Origin of the sequence: Enhygromyxa salina (genome assembly GCF_002994615.1) — a bacterium.
Taxonomy (GTDB): Bacteria; Myxococcota_A; Polyangia; order Nannocystales; family Nannocystaceae; genus Plesiocystis; species Plesiocystis salina_A.
The window spans coordinates 74,518-92,934 of record NZ_PVNK01000136.1 but is presented as its reverse complement, the minus strand read 5'-3'; the positions used below and the strand labels follow the sequence as shown (position 1 = coordinate 92,934).

At 69.1% G+C, this 18,417-nt stretch carries 17 protein-coding genes; 6 read left to right on the top strand and 11 right to left on the bottom strand.

Features of this window, described 5'->3' with window-relative positions; genetic code table 11:
• Positions 1–37: 37 nt before the first annotated feature.
• From ENSA5_RS13980 to ENSA5_RS13970, 3 genes are all read right to left on the bottom strand, one after another.
• Entirely contained in the window at positions 38–1,285 is a 1,248-nt protein-coding gene (locus tag ENSA5_RS13980; protein ID WP_146155682.1) for a hypothetical protein, read from the bottom strand.
• A gap of 10 nt (positions 1,286–1,295) precedes the next feature.
• Positions 1,296–2,696, bottom strand: a complete 1,401-nt coding sequence (locus ENSA5_RS13975; RefSeq protein WP_106392147.1) for an OmpA family protein — start codon at positions 2,694–2,696, stop codon at positions 1,296–1,298.
• A gap of 103 nt (positions 2,697–2,799) precedes the next feature.
• Positions 2,800–3,294, bottom strand: coding sequence for a hypothetical protein (locus ENSA5_RS13970; RefSeq protein WP_146155681.1), 495 nt, complete (start codon positions 3,292–3,294; stop codon positions 2,800–2,802).
• 220 nt (positions 3,295–3,514) lie between these two features.
• On the opposite strand from ENSA5_RS13970, the gene ENSA5_RS13965 reads away from it, so the two are divergent.
• The gene (locus tag ENSA5_RS13965) at positions 3,515–4,909 is read left to right on the top strand and encodes a hypothetical protein (RefSeq protein WP_181197741.1); all 1,395 of its coding nucleotides are present in this window, start codon (positions 3,515–3,517) and stop codon (positions 4,907–4,909) included.
• Entirely contained in the window at positions 4,899–5,525 is a 627-nt protein-coding gene (locus ENSA5_RS13960) for a phosphoserine phosphatase (protein ID WP_106392144.1), read from the top strand. The genes ENSA5_RS13965 and ENSA5_RS13960 overlap by 11 nt, the downstream gene beginning before the upstream one ends.
• A 214-nt stretch (positions 5,526–5,739) precedes the next feature.
• Here the strand turns inward: ENSA5_RS13960 and ENSA5_RS13955 are convergent, their stop codons facing one another.
• The 3 genes from ENSA5_RS13955 to ENSA5_RS13945 are packed head-to-tail and all read right to left on the bottom strand — an operon-like array spanning position 5,740 to position 7,474.
• Positions 5,740–6,600 carry a PAS domain-containing protein gene (locus tag ENSA5_RS13955; protein ID WP_106392143.1) on the bottom strand — a complete coding sequence of 287 codons (861 nt, stop codon included), beginning with the start codon at positions 6,598–6,600 and terminating at the stop codon, positions 5,740–5,742.
• A complete protein-coding gene (locus ENSA5_RS13950; protein ID WP_106392142.1) occupies positions 6,600–7,052 on the bottom strand; it encodes an STAS domain-containing protein in 453 nt (150 codons plus the stop codon). The genes ENSA5_RS13955 and ENSA5_RS13950 overlap by 1 nt, the downstream gene beginning before the upstream one ends.
• Entirely contained in the window at positions 7,031–7,474 is a 444-nt protein-coding gene (locus ENSA5_RS13945; RefSeq protein ID WP_106392141.1) for an ATP-binding protein, read from the bottom strand. Before ENSA5_RS13945 ends, ENSA5_RS13950 begins: the two co-directional genes overlap by 22 nt.
• A 143-nt stretch (positions 7,475–7,617) precedes the next feature.
• Here ENSA5_RS13945 and ENSA5_RS13940 point away from each other — a divergent pair, with 143 nt between their 5' ends.
• The gene (locus ENSA5_RS13940; RefSeq protein ID WP_106392172.1) at positions 7,618–9,555 is read left to right on the top strand and encodes a RecQ family ATP-dependent DNA helicase; all 1,938 of its coding nucleotides are present in this window, start codon (positions 7,618–7,620) and stop codon (positions 9,553–9,555) included.
• 32 nt (positions 9,556–9,587) lie between these two features.
• Here ENSA5_RS13940 and ENSA5_RS13935 read toward each other — a convergent pair whose 3' ends face one another.
• A complete protein-coding gene (locus tag ENSA5_RS13935; protein WP_106392140.1) occupies positions 9,588–9,974 on the bottom strand; it encodes a cupin domain-containing protein in 387 nt (128 codons plus the stop codon).
• 71 nt (positions 9,975–10,045) lie between these two features.
• Here ENSA5_RS13935 and ENSA5_RS13930 point away from each other — a divergent pair, with 71 nt between their 5' ends.
• A complete protein-coding gene (locus tag ENSA5_RS13930; protein WP_181197740.1) occupies positions 10,046–11,560 on the top strand; it encodes a phospholipase D-like domain-containing protein in 1,515 nt (504 codons plus the stop codon).
• 41 nt (positions 11,561–11,601) lie between these two features.
• Here the strand turns inward: ENSA5_RS13930 and ENSA5_RS13925 are convergent, their stop codons facing one another.
• Entirely contained in the window at positions 11,602–12,498 is an 897-nt protein-coding gene (locus tag ENSA5_RS13925; protein WP_106392138.1) for a hypothetical protein, read from the bottom strand.
• 126 nt (positions 12,499–12,624) lie between these two features.
• Positions 12,625–14,673 carry a monovalent cation:proton antiporter family protein gene (locus ENSA5_RS13920; RefSeq protein ID WP_106392137.1) on the bottom strand — a complete coding sequence of 683 codons (2,049 nt, stop codon included), beginning with the start codon at positions 14,671–14,673 and terminating at the stop codon, positions 12,625–12,627.
• A 94-nt stretch (positions 14,674–14,767) separates the two neighbouring features.
• On the opposite strand from ENSA5_RS13920, the gene ENSA5_RS13915 reads away from it, so the two are divergent.
• The gene (locus tag ENSA5_RS13915) at positions 14,768–15,490 is read left to right on the top strand and encodes a hypothetical protein (RefSeq protein ID WP_106392136.1); all 723 of its coding nucleotides are present in this window, start codon (positions 14,768–14,770) and stop codon (positions 15,488–15,490) included.
• Here the strand turns inward: ENSA5_RS13915 and ENSA5_RS13910 are convergent.
• Both ENSA5_RS13910 and ENSA5_RS13905 read right to left on the bottom strand, forming a co-directional pair.
• Positions 15,475–16,713 carry a metallophosphoesterase gene (locus ENSA5_RS13910; protein WP_106392135.1) on the bottom strand — a complete coding sequence of 413 codons (1,239 nt, stop codon included), beginning with the start codon at positions 16,711–16,713 and terminating at the stop codon, positions 15,475–15,477. The genes ENSA5_RS13915 and ENSA5_RS13910 overlap by 16 nt on opposite strands.
• Positions 16,714–16,816: 103 nt before the next feature.
• Positions 16,817–17,068 carry a hypothetical protein gene (locus ENSA5_RS13905; RefSeq protein WP_146155678.1) on the bottom strand — a complete coding sequence of 84 codons (252 nt, stop codon included), beginning with the start codon at positions 17,066–17,068 and terminating at the stop codon, positions 16,817–16,819.
• A 356-nt stretch (positions 17,069–17,424) separates the two neighbouring features.
• On the opposite strand from ENSA5_RS13905, the gene ENSA5_RS13900 reads away from it, so the two are divergent.
• A complete protein-coding gene (locus tag ENSA5_RS13900) occupies positions 17,425–18,405 on the top strand; it encodes a beta-ketoacyl-ACP synthase III (protein WP_258182843.1) in 981 nt (326 codons plus the stop codon).
• Positions 18,406–18,417: the final 12 nt, after the last annotated feature.

Below are 18,417 nucleotides of genomic sequence, written 5' to 3'. Positions count from 1 at the left end.
GGCGGATTGTACCCGCCTCGCAGCGCCTCCAAAGCGCCTATTCGATCTCGTTGGTCGACGAGCTGCACTCGCTCAGGCCGAGCCGGTCCTGGTAGGCGCAGTTCCACTCGATGAGGCGGGCCGAGATCTCGGCGGCGGTCTGGGCGTCGCCGGCCGTGACCGCCTCGAGGTAACCTTGCCAGTCCGCGCTGTAGGCATCGGCGTCGAAGCCCTCGGGGCTGAGGGCCTCGCGCATGCTCGGGAGGATGACCTGGGTGTAGATGACACCCTCCCAGGTCTCGGCGATCGCGTCGGGGGTCGCGAGCTCGGCGGAGCTCACGGCCTTGTCGCAGTACTTGCGCGCGCGCTTGGTGAACGCGACCGCGAGCTCGCGCTCGATCTGGGTCGCGTCGATGTCGGCGGGCGCCGCGTCGAGCTGGGCGCGGATGCGCGCGAGCCCCGGGCCGTTGCGATCGGCGAGGCGATCTTCGAGGGCGTCGACGAGCTCGCGGGCCTCGGCTGCTCCGAGCGCGGTCCTGGACTCGGCCTCGGCGAGGATCAGCCGATAAAAGACGGCGTACATGCCCTTCTCGATCTGCTGCTTGGCGGCCTTGACCTCGGCGCTGGCCTTGGCCGGATCGTCGAGCGCTGCGCGGCCGTTGGCGAAAGCCTCGGCGATGCTGGCCTCCCAGCCCTCGCCGCCGCGGGCCGGGAGGGCGTCGGCGCGGGTCGCGAGCTTGCGCAGGCCGCCGCTCCACAGGCAGTGGGCCTCGTCCCACCGGGCCAGGGCCTCGGGCCCGGTCGCGCGCTCGTCGGCGACCTCGGCGAGGAGGCGACGCATCTCGAGCAGCGTGACGGCGCGCAGCCGCGTGACGATGCGCGTGAGGTCGGCGCGGAGGCTGGCTTGGTCCCGCTCGGCCAGATGAGCGAGGAGCTCGTTGGCCCACATGAGGTCGGTGGGCTCGCCCTCGGACACGCGCCCGAGCGCGCGGTCGCTGTCGGCGAGCCAGTCGAGCAGGTTGGCCTCACCTTTGGTCCGGGTCAGGATCTCGCGGATCTTGCTCGGCTCGAGGGGCCACTCGACGCCGCGGTAGACGTCGAGGCGGTCGAGCACGGCCATCGCGTAGGTGCACGACTCGCTGGCGAGGGCGCCAGGTGAGTCGTCGGGCGGGGCGGGCTCGCGCGCGCGCTGGCCCGTCGTGGCCTGCTGATCTTCGCTGCGGTGACTCTTGCAGCCGGTCACCAGCGTCACGCAGGCCACGGCGCCCGCCAGCACCCGGGACAGACCCACGGTCAGGGCTCGCATGACGCTGCTCCTACTTGGCCCGCTTGACCTTGATGATCTTGAACTCGGTCCGCCGGTTCTTGGCCCGGCCTTCCTCGGTCTCGTTGCTCGCGATTGGATCGGACTGGCCGGCGCCGCGGGTCTCGAGCCTGTCTTCGCCGACGCCGCCGTCGACGAGGTACTGCTTGACGCTCTCGGCCCGGTTCTTGGACAGCTCTTCGTTGTACTCGGCGGTGCCCTCGTTGTCGGTGTGGCCGACGATCTCGATCCGGATGTCCGGGTAGTCCTTGAGCACCTTGATCGCGCGGTCGAGGACCGGCTTGGTGTCTTCGCGGATCTCGACGGAGTCGGTCTCGAACTCGATGCCCTCGATGATGCCGCTGAACTCGCGGACGTCTTCGGGGATCTCGTCGGGGCAGCCGTCCTCGTCCTCGAAGCCGTTGTCGGTCTCGGGCCGGTCGACGCACTTGTCGACCTTGTCGGGGATCCCGTCGCCGTCCTTGTCGCGGATCGGGCAGCCGTCGGGCTCGACGCCGGCCTCGTAGGGGCACGCGTCTTCGGTGTCGACGAAGCCGTCCTCGTCGGTGTCGCGCGGGGGGCAGCCGTCGGGCGAGACGCCGGGGGTGTCGGGGCAGTCGTCGCGCTCGTTGAGGAAGCCGTCCTTGTCGCGGTCGGGGTCGGGCGGCGGCTCTTTGAGGGGCTTGGCCCGGCCGAGCGTGAAGCTGAGGCCGGCGAGGAACTCGGCGTGGCTGGTGAACGAATTTTGCGTGGCCTGCTTGGCGGCCAGCACGTGGCGGCCCTCGAAGCGCAGCGCGACGTAGCGGTGGAGGTAGAGCTTGACGCCGCCGCCCCAGTGGATGGCGGGGTCGACGTCGCTGCCGAGGATGATCGGGTTGGACGACACGCCCATGGCGCCGGCGCCGACGAGCACGAAGGGCGCGACGTTCCACCACGGCAGCTGCGCGATGACGTGGCCGCGCGCGGTCCACAGCGGCGCGAGGTCGTTGGTGCTCGTGCGGACCTTGGCTGGGATCGCGGCGCCCTCGACCTCGACGCCGATGTAGCGCTCGGGGAAGAAGGCCGCGCGGAGGCCGGCCTCGCCGTTGACGACCCACAGCGGCTTGTGGCCGCTGGCCGGATCGTAGAAGTCGTGGTTTTGCGCGGGGAAGAACATCCCGCCGAACAGGCCGATCTCGGCCATCATCCGCTCGGGCGCCCAGCGCTTGATCCACGGGACGTCCCGGCGCTTCATCTCGCGGGTCTCGGCGACGACGCCGACGCGCAGCTTCCACGGCAGCGCGTCTTTGTTGGTCGCCGTGGTCGGGCCGTCGAGATCGGCGGCGAGCGAGGCCTCGGCGCCCGCGTCGTCGGACGCCGCGGCGCTGGGCTCGGCCTCGGGCTCACCCGCGCGGGCCGAGGGCGCCGCCAGCAAGAGGGCCGAGAGTCCGAAAGGAATGAGCGATAGCAGGCGCGCAGGGGTTGTCATCGAGTGAGCGGGCTCGCAAAGGGGGATGGAGTCACGCGTGAGGGAGAGATCACTCGCAGGCTTCGGCTTCTTCGATGCAGCCTTCCGGCTCCGGATCGTTGCCGTTGCCTGCGATGCAGGTCAGACAGTCTTGGTCCGACGCGTCGGGCCCACATGCGCCCTCGTCGGCGCACTTGTTACCGATACACTCCGCCAGCTTGATGAGCTTGTAGGCTTCCTCGGTGGTCAGGCCCTTGTCGCACTCGAGGAAGCAGCTCAGATCGGGCTCGGGCTGGGGATTGAAGAGCATGATCGTCTGGCAGGTGATCAGGCACTCGATCGCGTCGCGGCAGGTGGTCTCGGCCGGGCCCGTGTCCTCGGCGGTCCAGTTGTCGTCGCCGCCCTCGTCGGACTCGTCGCTGTAGATCGCTACGGTCTCGCCGCCGTCACCGGTGGTGCCGTCGTTGCTGCTGCGCAGCTCGTCGGAGTCGAAGCAGCCGCTGAGGCCCCCGGCGCCGACGATCACAGCCAGGACCGCGGGCACCAAGACAGAGTGTTTGGTCATGGGAGCCATGCCTACGTGGGCCAAGGTAGCAGTATTTGGACCTCACGACGACCTGAGAGTCGGGCCCTCGAGGCCTGCGCGAATTGACCACGACATTCATGTCATGGGGTACGAGTGAGCACTGGCAGCGCACAGATCCACTCCAGGGTGGGGGAGCGTGGCGAGCCTTTGCGGTCAGCGTTTGCTTGTCTTGGCCGGCGGAGGCCGCCAAAATGCAGGCATGCTCCGTGCTTGGCTTGGTCGCGCCCGCTCTCCCCGCATCGGGCCTGGAACGCGAAGGTTGGCCGGCGGCGCGGCCCTCGGAGCCGTGCTCGGCATGCTCGCCGCGACCGGCGGATGCCGGGGCGAGGACATCTACTTCGACTGCGAGTATCAGGAGTCGGAGTTTCGGGCCGAGGTCGCTCGGACCTCGGAGCTCCTGGTCCCGATCCCCCAGGGCGAGCCCTACCCCGTGGCGATCAAGTTCTCCGAGGCCGGCGTCAACACGCTGCTCGAGGGCGTGGTCGGCCAGGACGTGCCGTTCACGGGCGAGCTGCCCTTCGTCTGGTACACGGGCCCGGGGACCCTGAAGTTCGAGGCCACCAGCGCGCCGGTCATCGAGCTCGAGTCGCTCGAGGGCTGCCCGACCTGCGTGCAGTACTCGTTCGACTTCAGCTGCGTGATGTACGGGCTCGACGACGAGCCCCAGGGCGCGGGGGTCGGGAGCGTGAAGTTCCGCATTCCGATGGAGCTCGAGCCCAAGGGCGAGACCTCGACGGTGCTGGTCGCCGACTACTCGCGGCTGCGCGTTCAAGAGCTGTACCTCAACGCGTTTGGGCTCGAGACCGAAGAGCACCCGGCCCTCGTCGAGGCGCTCGGGTTGTTCATGGAGGAGAAGATCCGCGAGAGCTACGGGGCGACCGAGCTCCTGACCCTCGACTCGTGGGAGATCGGCGAGGGCGACGTTCGCCTGCTCGCGCGCAAGCTGCTCGTGTTCCCGGAGCAAGACACGATGGTCCTGGCCATGCAGAGCAACCTCGCGCTGCCGCCCGGCGGGGGGCTCGAGATCGACGGCGAGATGCCGATGGGCGTGCCGATGGTCGTCGACTTCGACATCGCGCTGTTCGAGTCGATGGTCGATCGCCTGATGGACGAGGGCGAGATCCCGCGGATCTACGACGAGGACGGTGTGCCCGACGAGGACGGCAACTACGGCGTGACCCTCGAGCACATCGTCGGCGCGCCCGGGGGCCAGGAGTTCATGACCACCCAGTTCAAGGTCTGGCGCTTCGCCGACGGCTACTGCGGCTATGCCCTCGCGACCATGGACCTCGACGTCGACCTCGTCGAGGGCGAGGGGGTGGTCCTGACCGCGGGCGAGGTCGCGGTCCTCGGTGGTCAGGGGGCCGGGGCCGTCGCGGCCCAGGAGAGCCAGCTCGTCGAGGACAACCAGGACGTGGTCAGCACCTTCCGCGATGGCGTGGCGGGCAACCTCGGGACCACGATCAACTACGACGCGCTGGCGATCGAGGGCAGCTCGATCGTGTTCACCACTTTGGCCAAGGACGTCGAGGTCGACCACCTCGAGACCTGGATCGACTTCTTTTTGGTCGAGCCCAGTGATAGTGATCCCTGAGCTCCGAGCTCGGAGCTCGAAGGGCAGCGACAAGGTGGAGATCGACGCACGAATTCATGGCCGCCCACGGGTCGGCGAGACTCGCAGCGGTGACGCTGGCTTCGTGCGCAGGGTCGACGGGGTGACCTGGGTCCTGCTCGTCGACGCTCTCGGGCATGGGCCGCTGGCCGCCGACGCGGCCGAGCTCGCGCTCGACGAGGCTGGCGCGTTCGAGGCCGAGCTGTCAATCGACGCGGGCCTGCGTCGCCTGCACACGCGGCTCGTGCATTCGCGCGGGGCCGCGGCCGCGCTGCTGCGCTTCGAGGCCGGCAGGGTCAGCCTCGGCGGCGTCGGCAACGTCGAGCTGCGGACCCTGGTCGGACCGGCGCTGCCCTACGTGCCCGCCAACGGGGTCCTCGGCCATCGGGTCCCGCGCATGCGCTCGACCGAGCTCGAGCTCAGCGGGACCGGACGGGTCTTGCTGTTCACCGACGGCATCGAGCGCTGCGCCCCGCTGCGGCAGCTCGGCTCGCTCGACCCCGACCTGCTGTGCCAGCAGCTGATCGCCGAGCACTCGCACGACCGCGACGACGCAACGGTGATCCACGTCAGCTACTCGACCCAAATCGAGCGCTGAATTGAAAAAGCTAGTGATTTAGGGCTCGTACTCGCCGAGAGGCGAGCGTTTGGGGTCAGCGGAGGGGGCTTCGCCGCCGCAGCGAGGGGCCTGTTTGAAAGGCCCCTTGAAGACTCGACCTAAAGACTTCCCGGCCGTCCGCAACTCTGCCACGCACTGCCGCTGCGCGGACTCGCTTCGCTCCCCTCCGAGGCGGCCGCAGGGGCGAGGCCGGTTAGGGTGCTGTGGTCAAGACCGCCAGGCAGGCCCGGAGCGCGTCGCCGAGATCTCGGTAGCTTGGGACCTCAAAGATGTCGAGATCCATGTCGACGAGGACCTTCGCGGTCTTGGGGCTGATCCCACAAAACACTCCCTGGGCCCCGATCAGGCGGAGCGAGCGGATCATGCGGGCGAGGTACTGCACGGTCTCGCTGCGAAACTCGGCGCCGGTCAGATCGAGAATAGCGAAGCGGGTCGCGCTGGCGGCCACGCGCTCGAGCAGCACGGCGGTCATGTCGGTCGCGCGCTCGTCGTCGACGGCGCCGATGATCGGCACGCACAAGATGCCCTTCCAGACCTGGAGGATCGGCACGCCGAGCGCCCGGATCGTCGCGTTTTGGATCTCGATCAGCTCCTCGTTGCGGAGCCGCTCGCGCTCCTGTTGGCGTCGCTCGGTGATGTCGGTGTGGACGCCGGCCATGCGCACGGGCTTGCCCTCGTCGTCCCATACGCCCTGACCGCGGGCCTGGATCTCGCGCCAGCTGCCGTTGCGGGCCCGCATCCTGAACTCGACCAGGTAGGGCTCGCGCCGCTCGAGGTGGGCCTCGACGGCGGCCTGGACCTTGGGTCGATCGTGTTCGTGGATGAGCTCGAAGAAGGCCGCGGCGTTGCTGGCGATCTCGTCTTGCTCGTAGCCGAGGATGCCCGCCCAGCGGCTCGAGAAGACGGTCTGGTCGGTGGTGAGATCCCAGTCCCAGACCCCGTCGTTGGTCGCCTCGAGGACCAGCGCGCTGCGGGTCTCGGCCTCGCTCAGGGCGGCCGCGAGGCGCTCGTTCTCGGCGCGCAAGGTTGCGATCGTGCCTCTCGCGTCATCCATCACCGTGGACCTCCAAGCTCGCGCTCGCGCTCGCGGACGCCGAACAGGTCTTGGCTGAGCAGGTCGTCGTCTTGGTCGGGGCCTCGCCGAACTCGGGTGATCCCCATCGAACCGAGGGCGTCCTCGAGCGTGGCCACGGTCTCGATCCCGCGCAGCTCGATGCCCATGGCCTCGAGGGTCATGGCGATCTCGGGCTTCATACCCGAGAGCACGGTCTTGGCCCCCATCATCCGAGCCGCGAGCGCGAGGCGGGCGAGCGTGGCGCACAGGTGACTGTCGAGGGTCCAGACCCCCGAGAGATCGACGAGCACGCCGAAGCTCTCATCTTTTTGGATGCGCTCGAGGACCTCGGTCACGAGCTGATCTGCGTGGGTGTCGCTGACGTCGCCGTGCAGGGGCACGAGCAGGCAATCCCACAGGGGGATGCAGGTCACGTAGTTGATGTCGTCCATGTCTTGCGTCCCCCATAGCGAAACGCGGTCGTCACGATCGTGCCGGCGGCTGAGGTCTCGATGTGGAAGTGATCGGCGAGCTCGCGCGAGCCGAGCAGCCCGCGGCCGAGGCCCGTCCGGCTGCGGTAGTCGCCGGCCAGGATCTCGTCGAGGTTGGAGATCCCGGGGCCGTCATCTTCGGCGACGATGATGATGTGCTCCTCGGTCGCGTCGACACGAAAGCGGACCCGCCCCCCGCTTGCGTAGCGCGCGATGTTGCGGGCGAGCTCGCTGACCGTGGTCACGATCTTCTGGGCCTGGTAGCCGCGGACGTTGACGAGCTTGCAGGTCTCGCGCGTGACCATGCGCGCATGGTTGAGATCCGACTCGTTGCGGATCGGGACCACGAGCTCATCGTCCCGGCGTTGGGCGGCGTCATTCATACAGGTTCGTTCGGCGCGATGCCCCGTAACATTGTAGGGCACAACGGGGCCATGTCGGGCGGCGTTGCTTGCCTTTGTGTAGCCATGTAGTTTGGCGCGCACTGCCCCTGCGTCAGATGCGCGCAAGTGGCGCCGCCAACTCGATGACCTCTCCCACGGATCTCCGCGCCGCCCTCCACCAGCAGTTCGGCTTCGACGCGTTCAAGCCGGGGCAGCGCGAGGTGATCGAACACTTGCTGGCTGGGCGCTCGTCGGCGGCCGTATTCGCGACTGGCGCGGGGAAGTCGCTTTGTTACCAGCTGCCCGCGACCCTGCTTCCGGGTTTGACCCTGGTGGTCTCGCCACTGATCGCGTTGATGAAAGACCAGATCGGCGCGCTCTCGGCCCGGGGCATCGTGGCCCACAACCTCGACTTCACGCTGAGCTTCGACGCCTACAAGGCCGTGATGGACGAGGTCCGCGATGGGACCGCGCGCCTGCTCTATGTCGCTCCCGAGCGCTTCAACAACGAGCGCTTTCGTCAGACCCTGCAAGACGTCCGCGTGTCCTTGTTCGCGGTCGACGAGGCCCACTGCATCTCGGAGTGGGGCCACAACTTTCGGCCGGACTATCTCAAGCTGGCCATGTTCGCGCGAGATCTCGGCGCCGAGCGGATCTTGGCCCTGACCGCGACCGCGACCGAGCCCGTGCTCGACGACATCTGTCGGTCGCTGAACATCGAGCGCGGGTGCGCGGTGCGTACGCCCTTTTATCGCGCCAACCTCACGCTCGTGACCACGCCCGTGTCGGCGGTCGAGCGCGATGCGGCCCTCGTGGCTCGCTTTCGTGACCGCCCGCGCGGACCGGCGATCGTCTACGTCACCTTGCAGCGGACCGCCGAGGAGGTCGCGGAGACGCTCGCGCGGGCAGGGATCGACGCCAAGCCCTACCACGCAGGCATGGCCGCCGAGGCTCGGGCCTCGACTCAGGACTGGTTTACGGCGTCGGACGACGGCGTGGTGGTTGCGACGATCGCGTTCGGGATGGGCATCGACAAGGCCAACATTCGCTACGTCTACCATTACAACCTACCCAAGAGCCTGGAGAACTACTCGCAGGAGATCGGTCGCGCCGGGCGTGACGGCGCGCCCTCGACCTGCGAGATCCTGGCCTGCGTCGACGACCTCGTCGTGCTCGAGAATTTCGTCTACGGCGACACCCCAACCCTCGCCGCGATCGCCGGCCTGATCGCGCACCTGTTCGCGCAGGGCGAGCAGTTCGACGTCGCCTTGACGACCTTGTCGCGGGCCTATGACGTCCGGGTGCTGGTGCTCCGGACCCTGCTCACCTACCTCGAGCTGCGCGGTCACCTCGTCGGCGGCACGCCCTTTTACTCGGTCTACGAGTTCAAGCCGCTGATGCCCTCGGCGAAGATGCTGGCGCAGTTCGCGGACGGCGAGCGCCCCTTCATTCGCGCGGTGCTCTCGCGCTCGAAGAAGGCGCGGGTGTGGTTCTCGATCGACGCGGCCGAGGTCGCCGCGCAACTCGACGTCGACCGCGGTCGGGTCGTGCGCGTGCTCGACATGTTGGCCGAGCGCGAGATGATCGAGCTGCGCGCGAAGGGCGTGCGCCATCGCTATCGGGTCGTGCGGGCGCCCGAAGATCTCGACGCGCTCGCGGCCGAATTGCACGCCCAGGCGATCGAGCGCGAGGGCGACAACATCGATCGACTCGGCCAGGTCCTCGCGCTGATCCGGCGCGACGGCTGTCAGGTCTCGGCTCTCGGCGCGCACTTCTCCGAGCCCCTCGACGATCCCTGCGGCCACTGCTCGTGGTGCATCTCGGGCACGGCGAGCGCGCTGCCGACGAGCCACGGCGATCCGATCGACGAGGCCGTGTGGCAGCGTGCGCTCGCGCTGCGTGACGAACGCTCGCAGGTTCTCGGCCATCCGCGGACCCTCGCCCAGCTGCTGTGCGGGATCCCCTCACCGGCCCTGACCAAGGCCCGGCTCAGCAAGCACGCGCTGTTCGGCGCGCAGCGGCGCGTGGCCTTCGCCGACGTGATGCGCCGCGCGGAGGAGCAGCGGCCGCGCTCACTGTAGCTCGCCTTGCGGCTCGTACTAGCCTAAATCATTCAGCTCTTTGAATTCAGCGCTTGATCTAGGTCTAGCTTCGCGGGCGCGTCGCGGGCCTTGATGATCAGGTACTGCAGCGGCTCGTCGTCGCGGTGGTTGATGAGCTCGAGGGTCTCACCCTGCGGCAGGTAGACCACGTCCCCGGGCCGGAGGCCGAACTGCTGCTTGCCGACGACCGCCTCGCCGAGCCCCGCGATGCCCACGACGATCTCCGGAAATTCCTGCTGGCGGTGTCGGCCGACGCGCCCGCCGGGGTCGAGCTCGCACGCGAGGACGGCGGTGAATGGCGGCGCCTTTGTCCGCAAGAGGTTCCAGACTTTGACGGTGCCGATCCCGCCGAACAGATTTTCGCGCGGATCCGGGGCGCCCTTGCTGTTGATCTCCACGGCCCGACTCTAACAGGCTCCTGAAGAACCCATCACGGCCCCGCAGATCTCGTGCTGGTAGGATGCTGGCGATGGCTCGCTTCGCCCTGGTCCGTGTCGCGCCCATGGTCATCGCCGCTTCGCTGCTTGGCTGCGACCCGTCGGGCACCAGCACCAGCCCCGACCGCAGCGAGCCCGCGCAGGCTCGCCCGCTGCCCGAGAGCGAGGGCGATCCAAACGGCGGCATCCGCCTCGTGCTCCACGATCCCAGCGCCAGCGCGGGGCCGGCCGATCGCTGCGAGGTCGAGCTGTGCACCGCGCTGCTCGAGCTGATCGAGGGCGCGCAGACGAGCATTGACTTTGCGGTCTACGGGGTGCGCAATCAAAGCGCGATCGTCGACGCGTTGAAGGCCGCCAAGGCTCGCGGCGTCGAGATCCGCGGGATCGTCGACCGTGACGTCGACGGCGACAACTACTACACCAGCACCGACGCCGTGGCGACGACGCTCGGTCAGGTGCGTGACGATCGCAAGGTCGACCAGGCCCTCGAGCGCGAGCAAAAGGCCAGCGACCGCAGCAACCGCTTCGAGGCCGAGCCGCCGTGTCAGCGCCCGGAGGGCTTCGCGGGCTACGTCCAGTGCCTCGCCTACGACCTCGGTGACCGCTGCCTGCTCGCGACCCACGCCAGCCGCGAGCCCTTTGGCGCCGACGCCGACGGCAACACGGGCAAGGCCTTCAACAAGATCATGCACGACAAGTTCTTCGTGGTCGACGGCCGCTACCTGTGGACGGGCTCGACCAACGTCAGCGACTCGGGCACCGGGGGCTACAACGCCAACCTCGTCGTGGTCCTCGACTCGCCGACGGTCGCGAGCTGGTACACGCGCGAGTTCGAGAACATGTGGGTCGACGGCAAGCACCACCAGCGCAAGCCCAAGAGCGGCGAGCTGCGCACGACCGTCGGCGACGCTGAGGTCGAGGTCCTGTTCTCGCCCCAGGACAAGGCGATCAGCAAGGGCGTGCGCCCGCTGCTCAAGAACGCCAAGACCCGGATCGACATCGCGGTGTTCTTTTTGACCAACAAGGCGATCACCAAGGATCTGATCGAGGCTCACCTCCGCGGGGTCGAGGTCCGGGTGATCCTCGACGCGACCGCGGCCACGAACGGCTACACCAAGCACGAGCTCCTGCGCGAGGTCGGGATCCCGGTCAAGGTCGAGGCCTGGGGCGGCAAGATGCACATGAAGTCGGCGGCGATCGACGGCGAGTACGTGATCGCCGGCTCGATGAACTGGACCTCGGCCGGTGAGTGGGACAACGACGAGAACACCCTGCTCATCAAGAGCCCGGCGCTCGCGAGCCAGTATCACGAGTTCTTCGAACAGCTGTGGGCGGGGATCCCCGAGCGGTGGGCGGCGGCCAACCCCGATCCCGAGTCGCGTGACTCGGGGATCTCGTGCAGTGACGGGTTCGACAACGACTACGATCACCGAGCCGACGGCGAAGACCCGGGCTGTGGCGACAACCCGCCGCCGCTGGCCGAGCTGCCGCCGCACTGGATCGTGACCAAGGACAAGATCACCTGTCAGCACCCGCCGCGCAGGTGAGGGGGTCTCGACGCAGCTGCCTTGGGCCGCTGACGAGGGGCTCAGCCGTCTGTGAACAGCGCCGACGCCCGCTCGACCTCGCGGGCGAGCCGGGCCCAGCGCTCGAGGGTTGCGAGGTCTTCACAGCCACGGATTCGGACCTCGTCGTCGGGAGCGAGCGGGACATTGCGGACCTCGAGCACCGCGAGGATCAGCTCGACGAGGGTCGTGCGCCGGCCTTCTTGGCGGCCTTCTTGGCGGCCGAGCAAGAAGGTCCCGCTGCGTCGTTCGATCGCCCAGATTTCTTCTTGTTCTTCCACGCTCAATTCTCCCATGACGATTTCCTTGTGAGCCTCCGGCAGCGCCGCCAAGATGGTCGCCGTGTACGAGTCGCGCTTGTCTTTCGGCAGCTCGAGTGTAGCCCGAATCCCAACCCTTGCAGCCTCGACGTCGCCCTGGCACCCGTGCAAGGCGGCAGCCAGCACAGCTGCCGTCGGGCGCCGTCGAGCCTGATCGAGGTCGACGACCCGTGGGACTGTGTTGACGTCGAGAACCAGCACATCGACCATCGGAGGCGGGCCGACCTTCCACGCTGCGAGCGCCGCGGACAGGCGCGCGGAGTAGGAGACGACCACGACCCAGGTCTGGAGCTGGTGATCTTTGGCCACCGCGGCCTGGTAGTAGGGGAGGGTCCAGCGCTTGCCGTGGTCGAGGTCACCCTGGGCCTCGACGCAGATCGCGATCCCGACGCCCGGTCGCCTCGGGTCCTCGTAGACCAGGACGAGGTCTGGGTAGTTGGACTCGACCTGCCCCGGCCGGCCGGGCGCGTCGCGTTCGACCTCGGCTCGACGATCGATCGGCGTCCCGGTTACGGGCCGCTCGAGACCGAGAAGATCGAAGGCGAGCCAGGGATCGTCCCGGAACAGCTCGAGGGTCCCCTGGTGAAGTTTGCCCGGCACGTAGGCGGTGTCGGCCCGGCCAGAGGGGGGTTTGCAGCAATTCGATCGTGTTTTGTCGGGTGCGCGAGCCGTGTCGCTGCGGGTGTGGCGCGGTGAGAGCCTACGGGCTCGTTTCGAGCGTTGCTCCTACTCTGGCGCGGTGTCGCGCTCGAGCAGCTCGCGGGCGGTCGCAACCGCGTGCTCGGCTCCGGCGAGCACGAGGGTCTCGCCGGCCTCGATCCGATCGTGGCCCGAGGGCATCGAGGTGGTCCCGTCGGCGCGCGAGATTGCGACGACCGTCGCCCCGGTCAGCGCGCGGATGTGGAGCTCGGCGAGGGTCTGACCGCTGGCCCACGCGCCGCTCGGGACGACGATCGCGGTCGTCGAGCCGAGCCCGGGCAGCAGCTCGTGGGCGGCTGGCAGCGACGGGGATTGATCGTCGGCCATCTGCCGCTCGAGCAGATCGACCAGCGCGGCCGCGCCCGCGCGGACGTGGCCTTGGAGGTTGGTGGCCGAGCGCCAAAACAGCACGGAGAGCACGACCGTGATCATGGCCAGCCCGAGCAGGCCCCAGGTCGGGCCGACGAAGGGAGCTGTCAAGACGACGACCGGCACGCCGACGGCGAGCACGACCATCGACTGCAGCGCGACGACGAAGGCGCGGCGCGGCGCCTGGCCCGGATCGAGGACGCCGGGTTTGCGCGCGGGGATGACTCGCTCGGCGAGCAGGTGACCCGCCCGACGGGCCGAGCGCAGCATCGCGATGACCAGCGGGAGGGTCAGCAGCACCCCGGTGCTGATCACGACCAGACCCAGCCACGCCGGTGGGATCGGCACGCTCGCGCCGATCCAGGCGCCGAGCTCCTCGCGCCAGCGCGCGACCAGCACCCAGATCGTGGTGATCGCCGCGCCGTCGACCGCGATCACGATCGCGGTGTTGCGCAGGTGTGAGCGCCTCCCGGGGGCCGGCGCGGCGTTGCGCGCGGCCTCGAACCATGACTCGCACAGGCTGGCGAAGGTCTGCAGCGGCCGCGGCAGCGTGCGGTCGACTGCGTTTGCGACCCGATCGGACACCCGCGCCATCAGCGGGGTCGTGAACGCCGTGAGCACCGCGACCGTGACGACGACCGGCTGGAGGAAGGGGCCGACCACGCCCGCGCTCGCGCCGATCGCCGCGATGATGAACGCGAACTCGCCGATCTGGCCGAGCGCGAGCCCAGCCGTAACCGAGCGGCGGACGCCGTTGCCGCTGAGGATCCCGGCGGTGCTGATCGTGGCGAACTGCGCGGTGATCACGATCGCGGCGACGAGGGCCGAGAGCCCGAGGTGCTCGAGCGCGAGGATCGGGTCGACGGACATCCCGACCGAGACGAAGAACACCGCCGCGAACAGGTCGCGGACCGGGTGAACGAGCTCCTCGATCTGGTGGGTGCGGCCGGCCTCGGCGACCAGCATCCCGGCCAAGAAGGCCCCGAGCGCGACCGAGTAGCCGAGGTGCTCGGCCAAGGTCGCGAGCCCGAAGCACAGCGCGATCGCGCCGACCAGCAGGGTCTCGGTGCTGCCCTGATCGGCGATGAAGCGGACCAGCCGGGGCACGATGAGCAGCCCGACGATCGTCAGCGCGACCAGGAGCCCGATCAGGTTGGCCAGCGTCGAGCCGAGCATGTCCGAGGACAGGCCGGCTCCGGTTGCGACCGCGGTCAAGACCGCGACCAGCACGATCGCGGCCAGATCCTGGACGACGAGCACGCCAAACACCAGCTCGCGGACGCGGGGCTCGGGCGGGCGCTCGGCGAAGACCTTGGCGACGACCATCGTGCTGGAGATCGCGATGCAGGCGCCGAGGAACACGGACTCGATCAGTTCGAAGCCGAGCGCCCGCCCGAGCCCGAAGCCAACCGCCATCATCGCGCCGACTTGAAACAACCCGGTGAAGCCGGCCGTCGGGAGCACGCGCAGGAGTCGACGGATGCTGAACTCGAGCCCGACCGCGAACATGACCAGGACCACGCCGAACTCCGACAGCGCGGCGATGCGCTCGCCGTCGGCGAAGATCGGGATCGGGATGTAGGGGCCGACGACGAGGCCCGCGAACAGGTAGCCGAGCACGCTCGATTGACCGAGGCGCTGGAAGATCGCGCTGATGATCGCCGCGACCCCGAGCACGACGGCGAAGTCTCCCAAGAAGTGATGCACCGGCCTTGTATGACTGAGGCGCGCCGAGGGGGCAACCGTGCCACCGGGTGCTCGGCACTTGCACCGGGAGCCCGCGCTGGACCATGCTCGGGGCGTGCGCCCGCCGAGCGAAGCGCGTCGTCAGCAGGTCGTCCGAACGGCCGCGCTGGCCGTCGGATTGGTCTTCGGGGGCGCGAGCACGGCCGCGGCGGCGCAGCCGTCTGCGGTCGAGGGCCCCGCCGAGCCCGAGCCCGAGCCCGAGCCGAGCACGCCGGCGGACCCTGAGGCCGAGGACATCCCCTCCGAGAGGCCCCCGCGGATCTCGGGCACCTACCTCGGGATGACGATCTGGCCCGCGCTCAGCTGGGCCTACTCGCCCAACCTCGAGGTCGATCAGAGCGCGGTGCTGCCGGGCGGCGGAGGGGCGCTGCGCCTCGGCCAGGCCGTGTACCCATGGATGACGATCGGTCTCGACGCGAGCGGCGGCTTCTATTTTGGGCGTGACACCTTCTTCACGAAGGGCGGGCTGCTGATCGAGCTCGGCTTTTACCCCGTGCCGCGCTTTCCGTTCTCGTTTCGCGCGGGGTTTGGGTTCGGGGCCGGCCTGATCCTCGACGACCGAAGCGAGGAGCGCGGCGGGGTCGGCGGTCCCCGCTTCATGGGCAGCGTGCGCTATGAGTTCTTCCCCCAGGCCGAGCGCAAGCGTCCCCGGCGACCCGGGGGGTGGGTCGTCGGTCCAGAGCTGGGTTGGCGCGGGTTCACGCCAGCGGCCAAGGGCCGGCCGATGAGCAACACCGTGCTGCTCGGGCTGTGGTTTGGCTACTACTGGGGACGCTGACTGGCCGCGCGCAGGGTCAGCAAGGTGATCTCGGCCGGGGAGCCCGCGCGGTTGGGGGGGCCCCAGTAGCCGGTGCCAGCGCTGACGTAGATCATCGTGTCTTCGTGGCGGGCGAGCCCGTGCACGTAAGGCTGCATCAAGTGGATCAGCAGGCTCATCGGGAAGTACTGGCCCGAGTGGGTGTGGCCCGAGAGCTGGATGTCGAACCCGGCCTTGGCGGCGGCGTAGATGCTGCGCGGTTGATGGGCGAGCAGCAGCGAGAGGTCGTGCTCCGGGGCGCCGGCCTTGGCCTGGGCGGGATCCGAGAGGTGGCTGGGCTCGTGGCGGGCGGCGCCGAGGTCGGTGACCCCCGCGAGCAAGAGCCGCGCGTCGCCGCGCTCGATGACGCGGTGTTCGTTGACGAGGACCGTAGGCCCGAGGGCGTTGATCGCCGCGCACCAGGCCGGGCCGTCCCAGTAGTACTCGTGGTTGCCGGTCACGAAGAACGAGCCGTGGCGCGCGCGGAGGTCGGCGAGGGCGGCGAGCTCCGGTGAGAGATCGGCGACGAAGCCGTCGACGAAGTCGCCGGTCAGCGCGACGAGGTCGGGGTCGAGCTCGTTGACGGCGTCGACGACCTTGCGCAGCCAGGTCCCGCGGATCGTCGGGCCGACGTGGACGTCGGTCAGCTGCACGATGCGCAGGCCGTCGAGGTCGGGGTGGAGATCCGTGATCGGGACGTCGACCTCGACGACCCGCGGGACCCGCCGGGCCTCGACGAAGCCGACCGCCGAGAGCCCGGTGGCCCCGCCGACGATGCCGTAGTTGGCGACGTCGGCGAAGAACTTGCGGCGCCCGGGCGAGACCAGGTCGGAGGTCGCGGTCGGCTCTTCCGGGCCCGAGCCCCGGCGCTCGTGCCAGCGCTTGCGAAGCGCGAGGCCGCCCTGGGCCACCAGCCGCGGAGTGTCGGCGATCATCGTGAAGGTGATCAGCAGCGACGACAGGCCCATGAACACGAAGCCGACCCACTGGAGGAGGTCGGTGTCGGCGCCGGCGACGTCGAGGCGGCGGCCAAAGAAGCCGAGCATCGGCACGACCGCGAGCGCGACCAGGACGCCCCAGATCATGCGCCGGAGCCACGGCGGGTACTCGCGACCTTGCCGGACCAGCCGCCGGGCGACCCACACGTGGAGCGCCGCCCACATGGACAAGAAGGTTGCGAAGAACAGCACGTTGGCGAGGGGCATCGTGTCGTCGGTGAGGTGGGGCCGGGACGTCGAGACCCGCGGCGCTGCGCCTGGGTCATACGAGAGCGCGGCCCAGATGCTACTCCCCTGGTTGTGGCAGCGCTCAAATGCTCGCGTAGACCGGCGAGATCGGCCGCCCGCGTCGGGCGAGCGCGACCACCACGCGTTCGAGCCGTCCTCGCCCTCGCAGCCTGCCCGCAGCCTGCGAGGGCGACATCGCCAGCCGCCGGTCGCCGTCGCGCAGGCCCAGCGATCCCAGCGGGCTGCCGCCGTGGATGTTGCGCAGCTCGTCGATCCACGAGCTGGTTGCGATCGCCAACGCGAGACCGAAGCTCGGGATGTTGCCTGTTCCCACTGTCCCCGCTGCGAGTGTCGCAGTCACCCGGGCGCGCGGCTTGCCGTGATGAACTCAGTTCGCGAGGACTGGCTGGTGCTTTGTCTGGTGCGTTGTCTGCTGCTTCGTCGAGACACCGAAGAAGATGAAGTGCGTTCCCCCGGTGAAAGTGGTTGCTCGATCCGATCTTCGCGCAGCCGGGAAACGCCCGTAGAGACGCATCTGCGTGACCGTGGCCGCGCACAATTTTTCGCGACCCGACGCGAACGCGATCGTGGCTGCGCCGTCACCTTCGGCGTGAGTCGAGGTGCGGTGTGCGGCGCTGGTCAAGCGAGTTGAACCGTGTTTATACCGCCCCCCAAGGGCAGGTTGATCTAGTGAAGCGCTTCAAGATCCTCGGCACCGGAATGGCAGTCCCCGAGCGGGTCCTGACCAACCACGACCTCGAGCAGATGGTCGACACCTCAGACGCCTGGATCACCGAGCGGACTGGCATCAAGCAGCGACACATCGCCGACGCCGAGACCTCGTCGGCGACCCTCGGCGCGAGGGCGCTGCGCAGCGCGTGCGAGCAGGCCGAGCTCGAGACGAGCGAGCTCGACGTGATCGTCGTCGCGACCTCGTCGGCCGACACCGTGTTTCCCTCGACGGGCTGTTGGATTCAGAACGAGCTCGGGATCCGCGGGATGCCGGCCTTCGACATCGCGGCCGGGTGCACGGGCTTTTTGTACGCGCTCGAGGTCGCGGCCTGCATGCTCGCGGCGGGCTCGGGCAAGCGCATCGGCGTGGTCGGCTGCGAGGTCATGAGCAAGGTCGTCGACTGGACCGACCGCACGACCTGCGTGTTGTTTGGCGACGGATCCGGGGCGATGGTCATCGAGTCCTGCGAGGAAGACACCGGGCTGCTCGCCTCGAACTGGGGCGCCGACGGTGGCCTCGCGCCGATCCTCTACCTGCCCGCTGGCGGCACGCGGATGCCCGCGACCGCGCAGACCGTGGCCGAGGGCATGCACACGGTGAAGATGACCGGCAACGCCGTGTTTCGCCACGCGGTCCGGGCGATGACGGCCGCGGGCAAGGCCGCGCTGAAGGACTCGGGGCTCGAGGCCGACGACATCGATCTGCTGATCCCGCATCAGGCCAACATGCGGATCATGGAGGCCTGCCGCTCGCGCCTGAAGATCCCGGTCGAGAAGATGTTCTCGATCGTCGATCGCTACGGCAACATGTCCGCGGCGACGATCCCCGTGGCGATCCACGAGGCCCGCGAGGCCGGGCGCATGGGCCCGGGCACGACCGTCGCGCTCGCGGCGTTCGGGACCGGGCTGACCTGGGGCGGCGCCGTCCTCCAGACCTGAGGCGGGCTCCGC

Coding starts and splice junctions, on each gene's coding strand:
- ENSA5_RS13945 (WP_106392141.1), bottom strand. CDS start 7,474: ATGAATGACGCCGCCCAACGCCGGGACGATGAGCTCGTGGTCCCGATC.
- ENSA5_RS13970 (WP_146155681.1), bottom strand. CDS start 3,294: ATGACCAAACACTCTGTCTTGGTGCCCGCGGTCCTGGCTGTGATCGTC.
- ENSA5_RS13950 (WP_106392142.1), bottom strand. CDS start 7,052: ATGGACGACATCAACTACGTGACCTGCATCCCCCTGTGGGATTGCCTG.
- ENSA5_RS13930 (WP_181197740.1), top strand. CDS start 10,046: ATGGCTCGCTTCGCCCTGGTCCGTGTCGCGCCCATGGTCATCGCCGCT.
- ENSA5_RS13910 (WP_106392135.1), bottom strand. CDS start 16,713: ATGCCCCTCGCCAACGTGCTGTTCTTCGCAACCTTCTTGTCCATGTGG.
- ENSA5_RS13965 (WP_181197741.1), top strand. CDS start 3,515: ATGCTCCGTGCTTGGCTTGGTCGCGCCCGCTCTCCCCGCATCGGGCCT.
- ENSA5_RS13980 (WP_146155682.1), bottom strand. CDS start 1,285: ATGCGAGCCCTGACCGTGGGTCTGTCCCGGGTGCTGGCGGGCGCCGTG.
- ENSA5_RS13940 (WP_106392172.1), top strand. CDS start 7,618: ATGACCTCTCCCACGGATCTCCGCGCCGCCCTCCACCAGCAGTTCGGC.
- ENSA5_RS13955 (WP_106392143.1), bottom strand. CDS start 6,600: ATGGATGACGCGAGAGGCACGATCGCAACCTTGCGCGCCGAGAACGAG.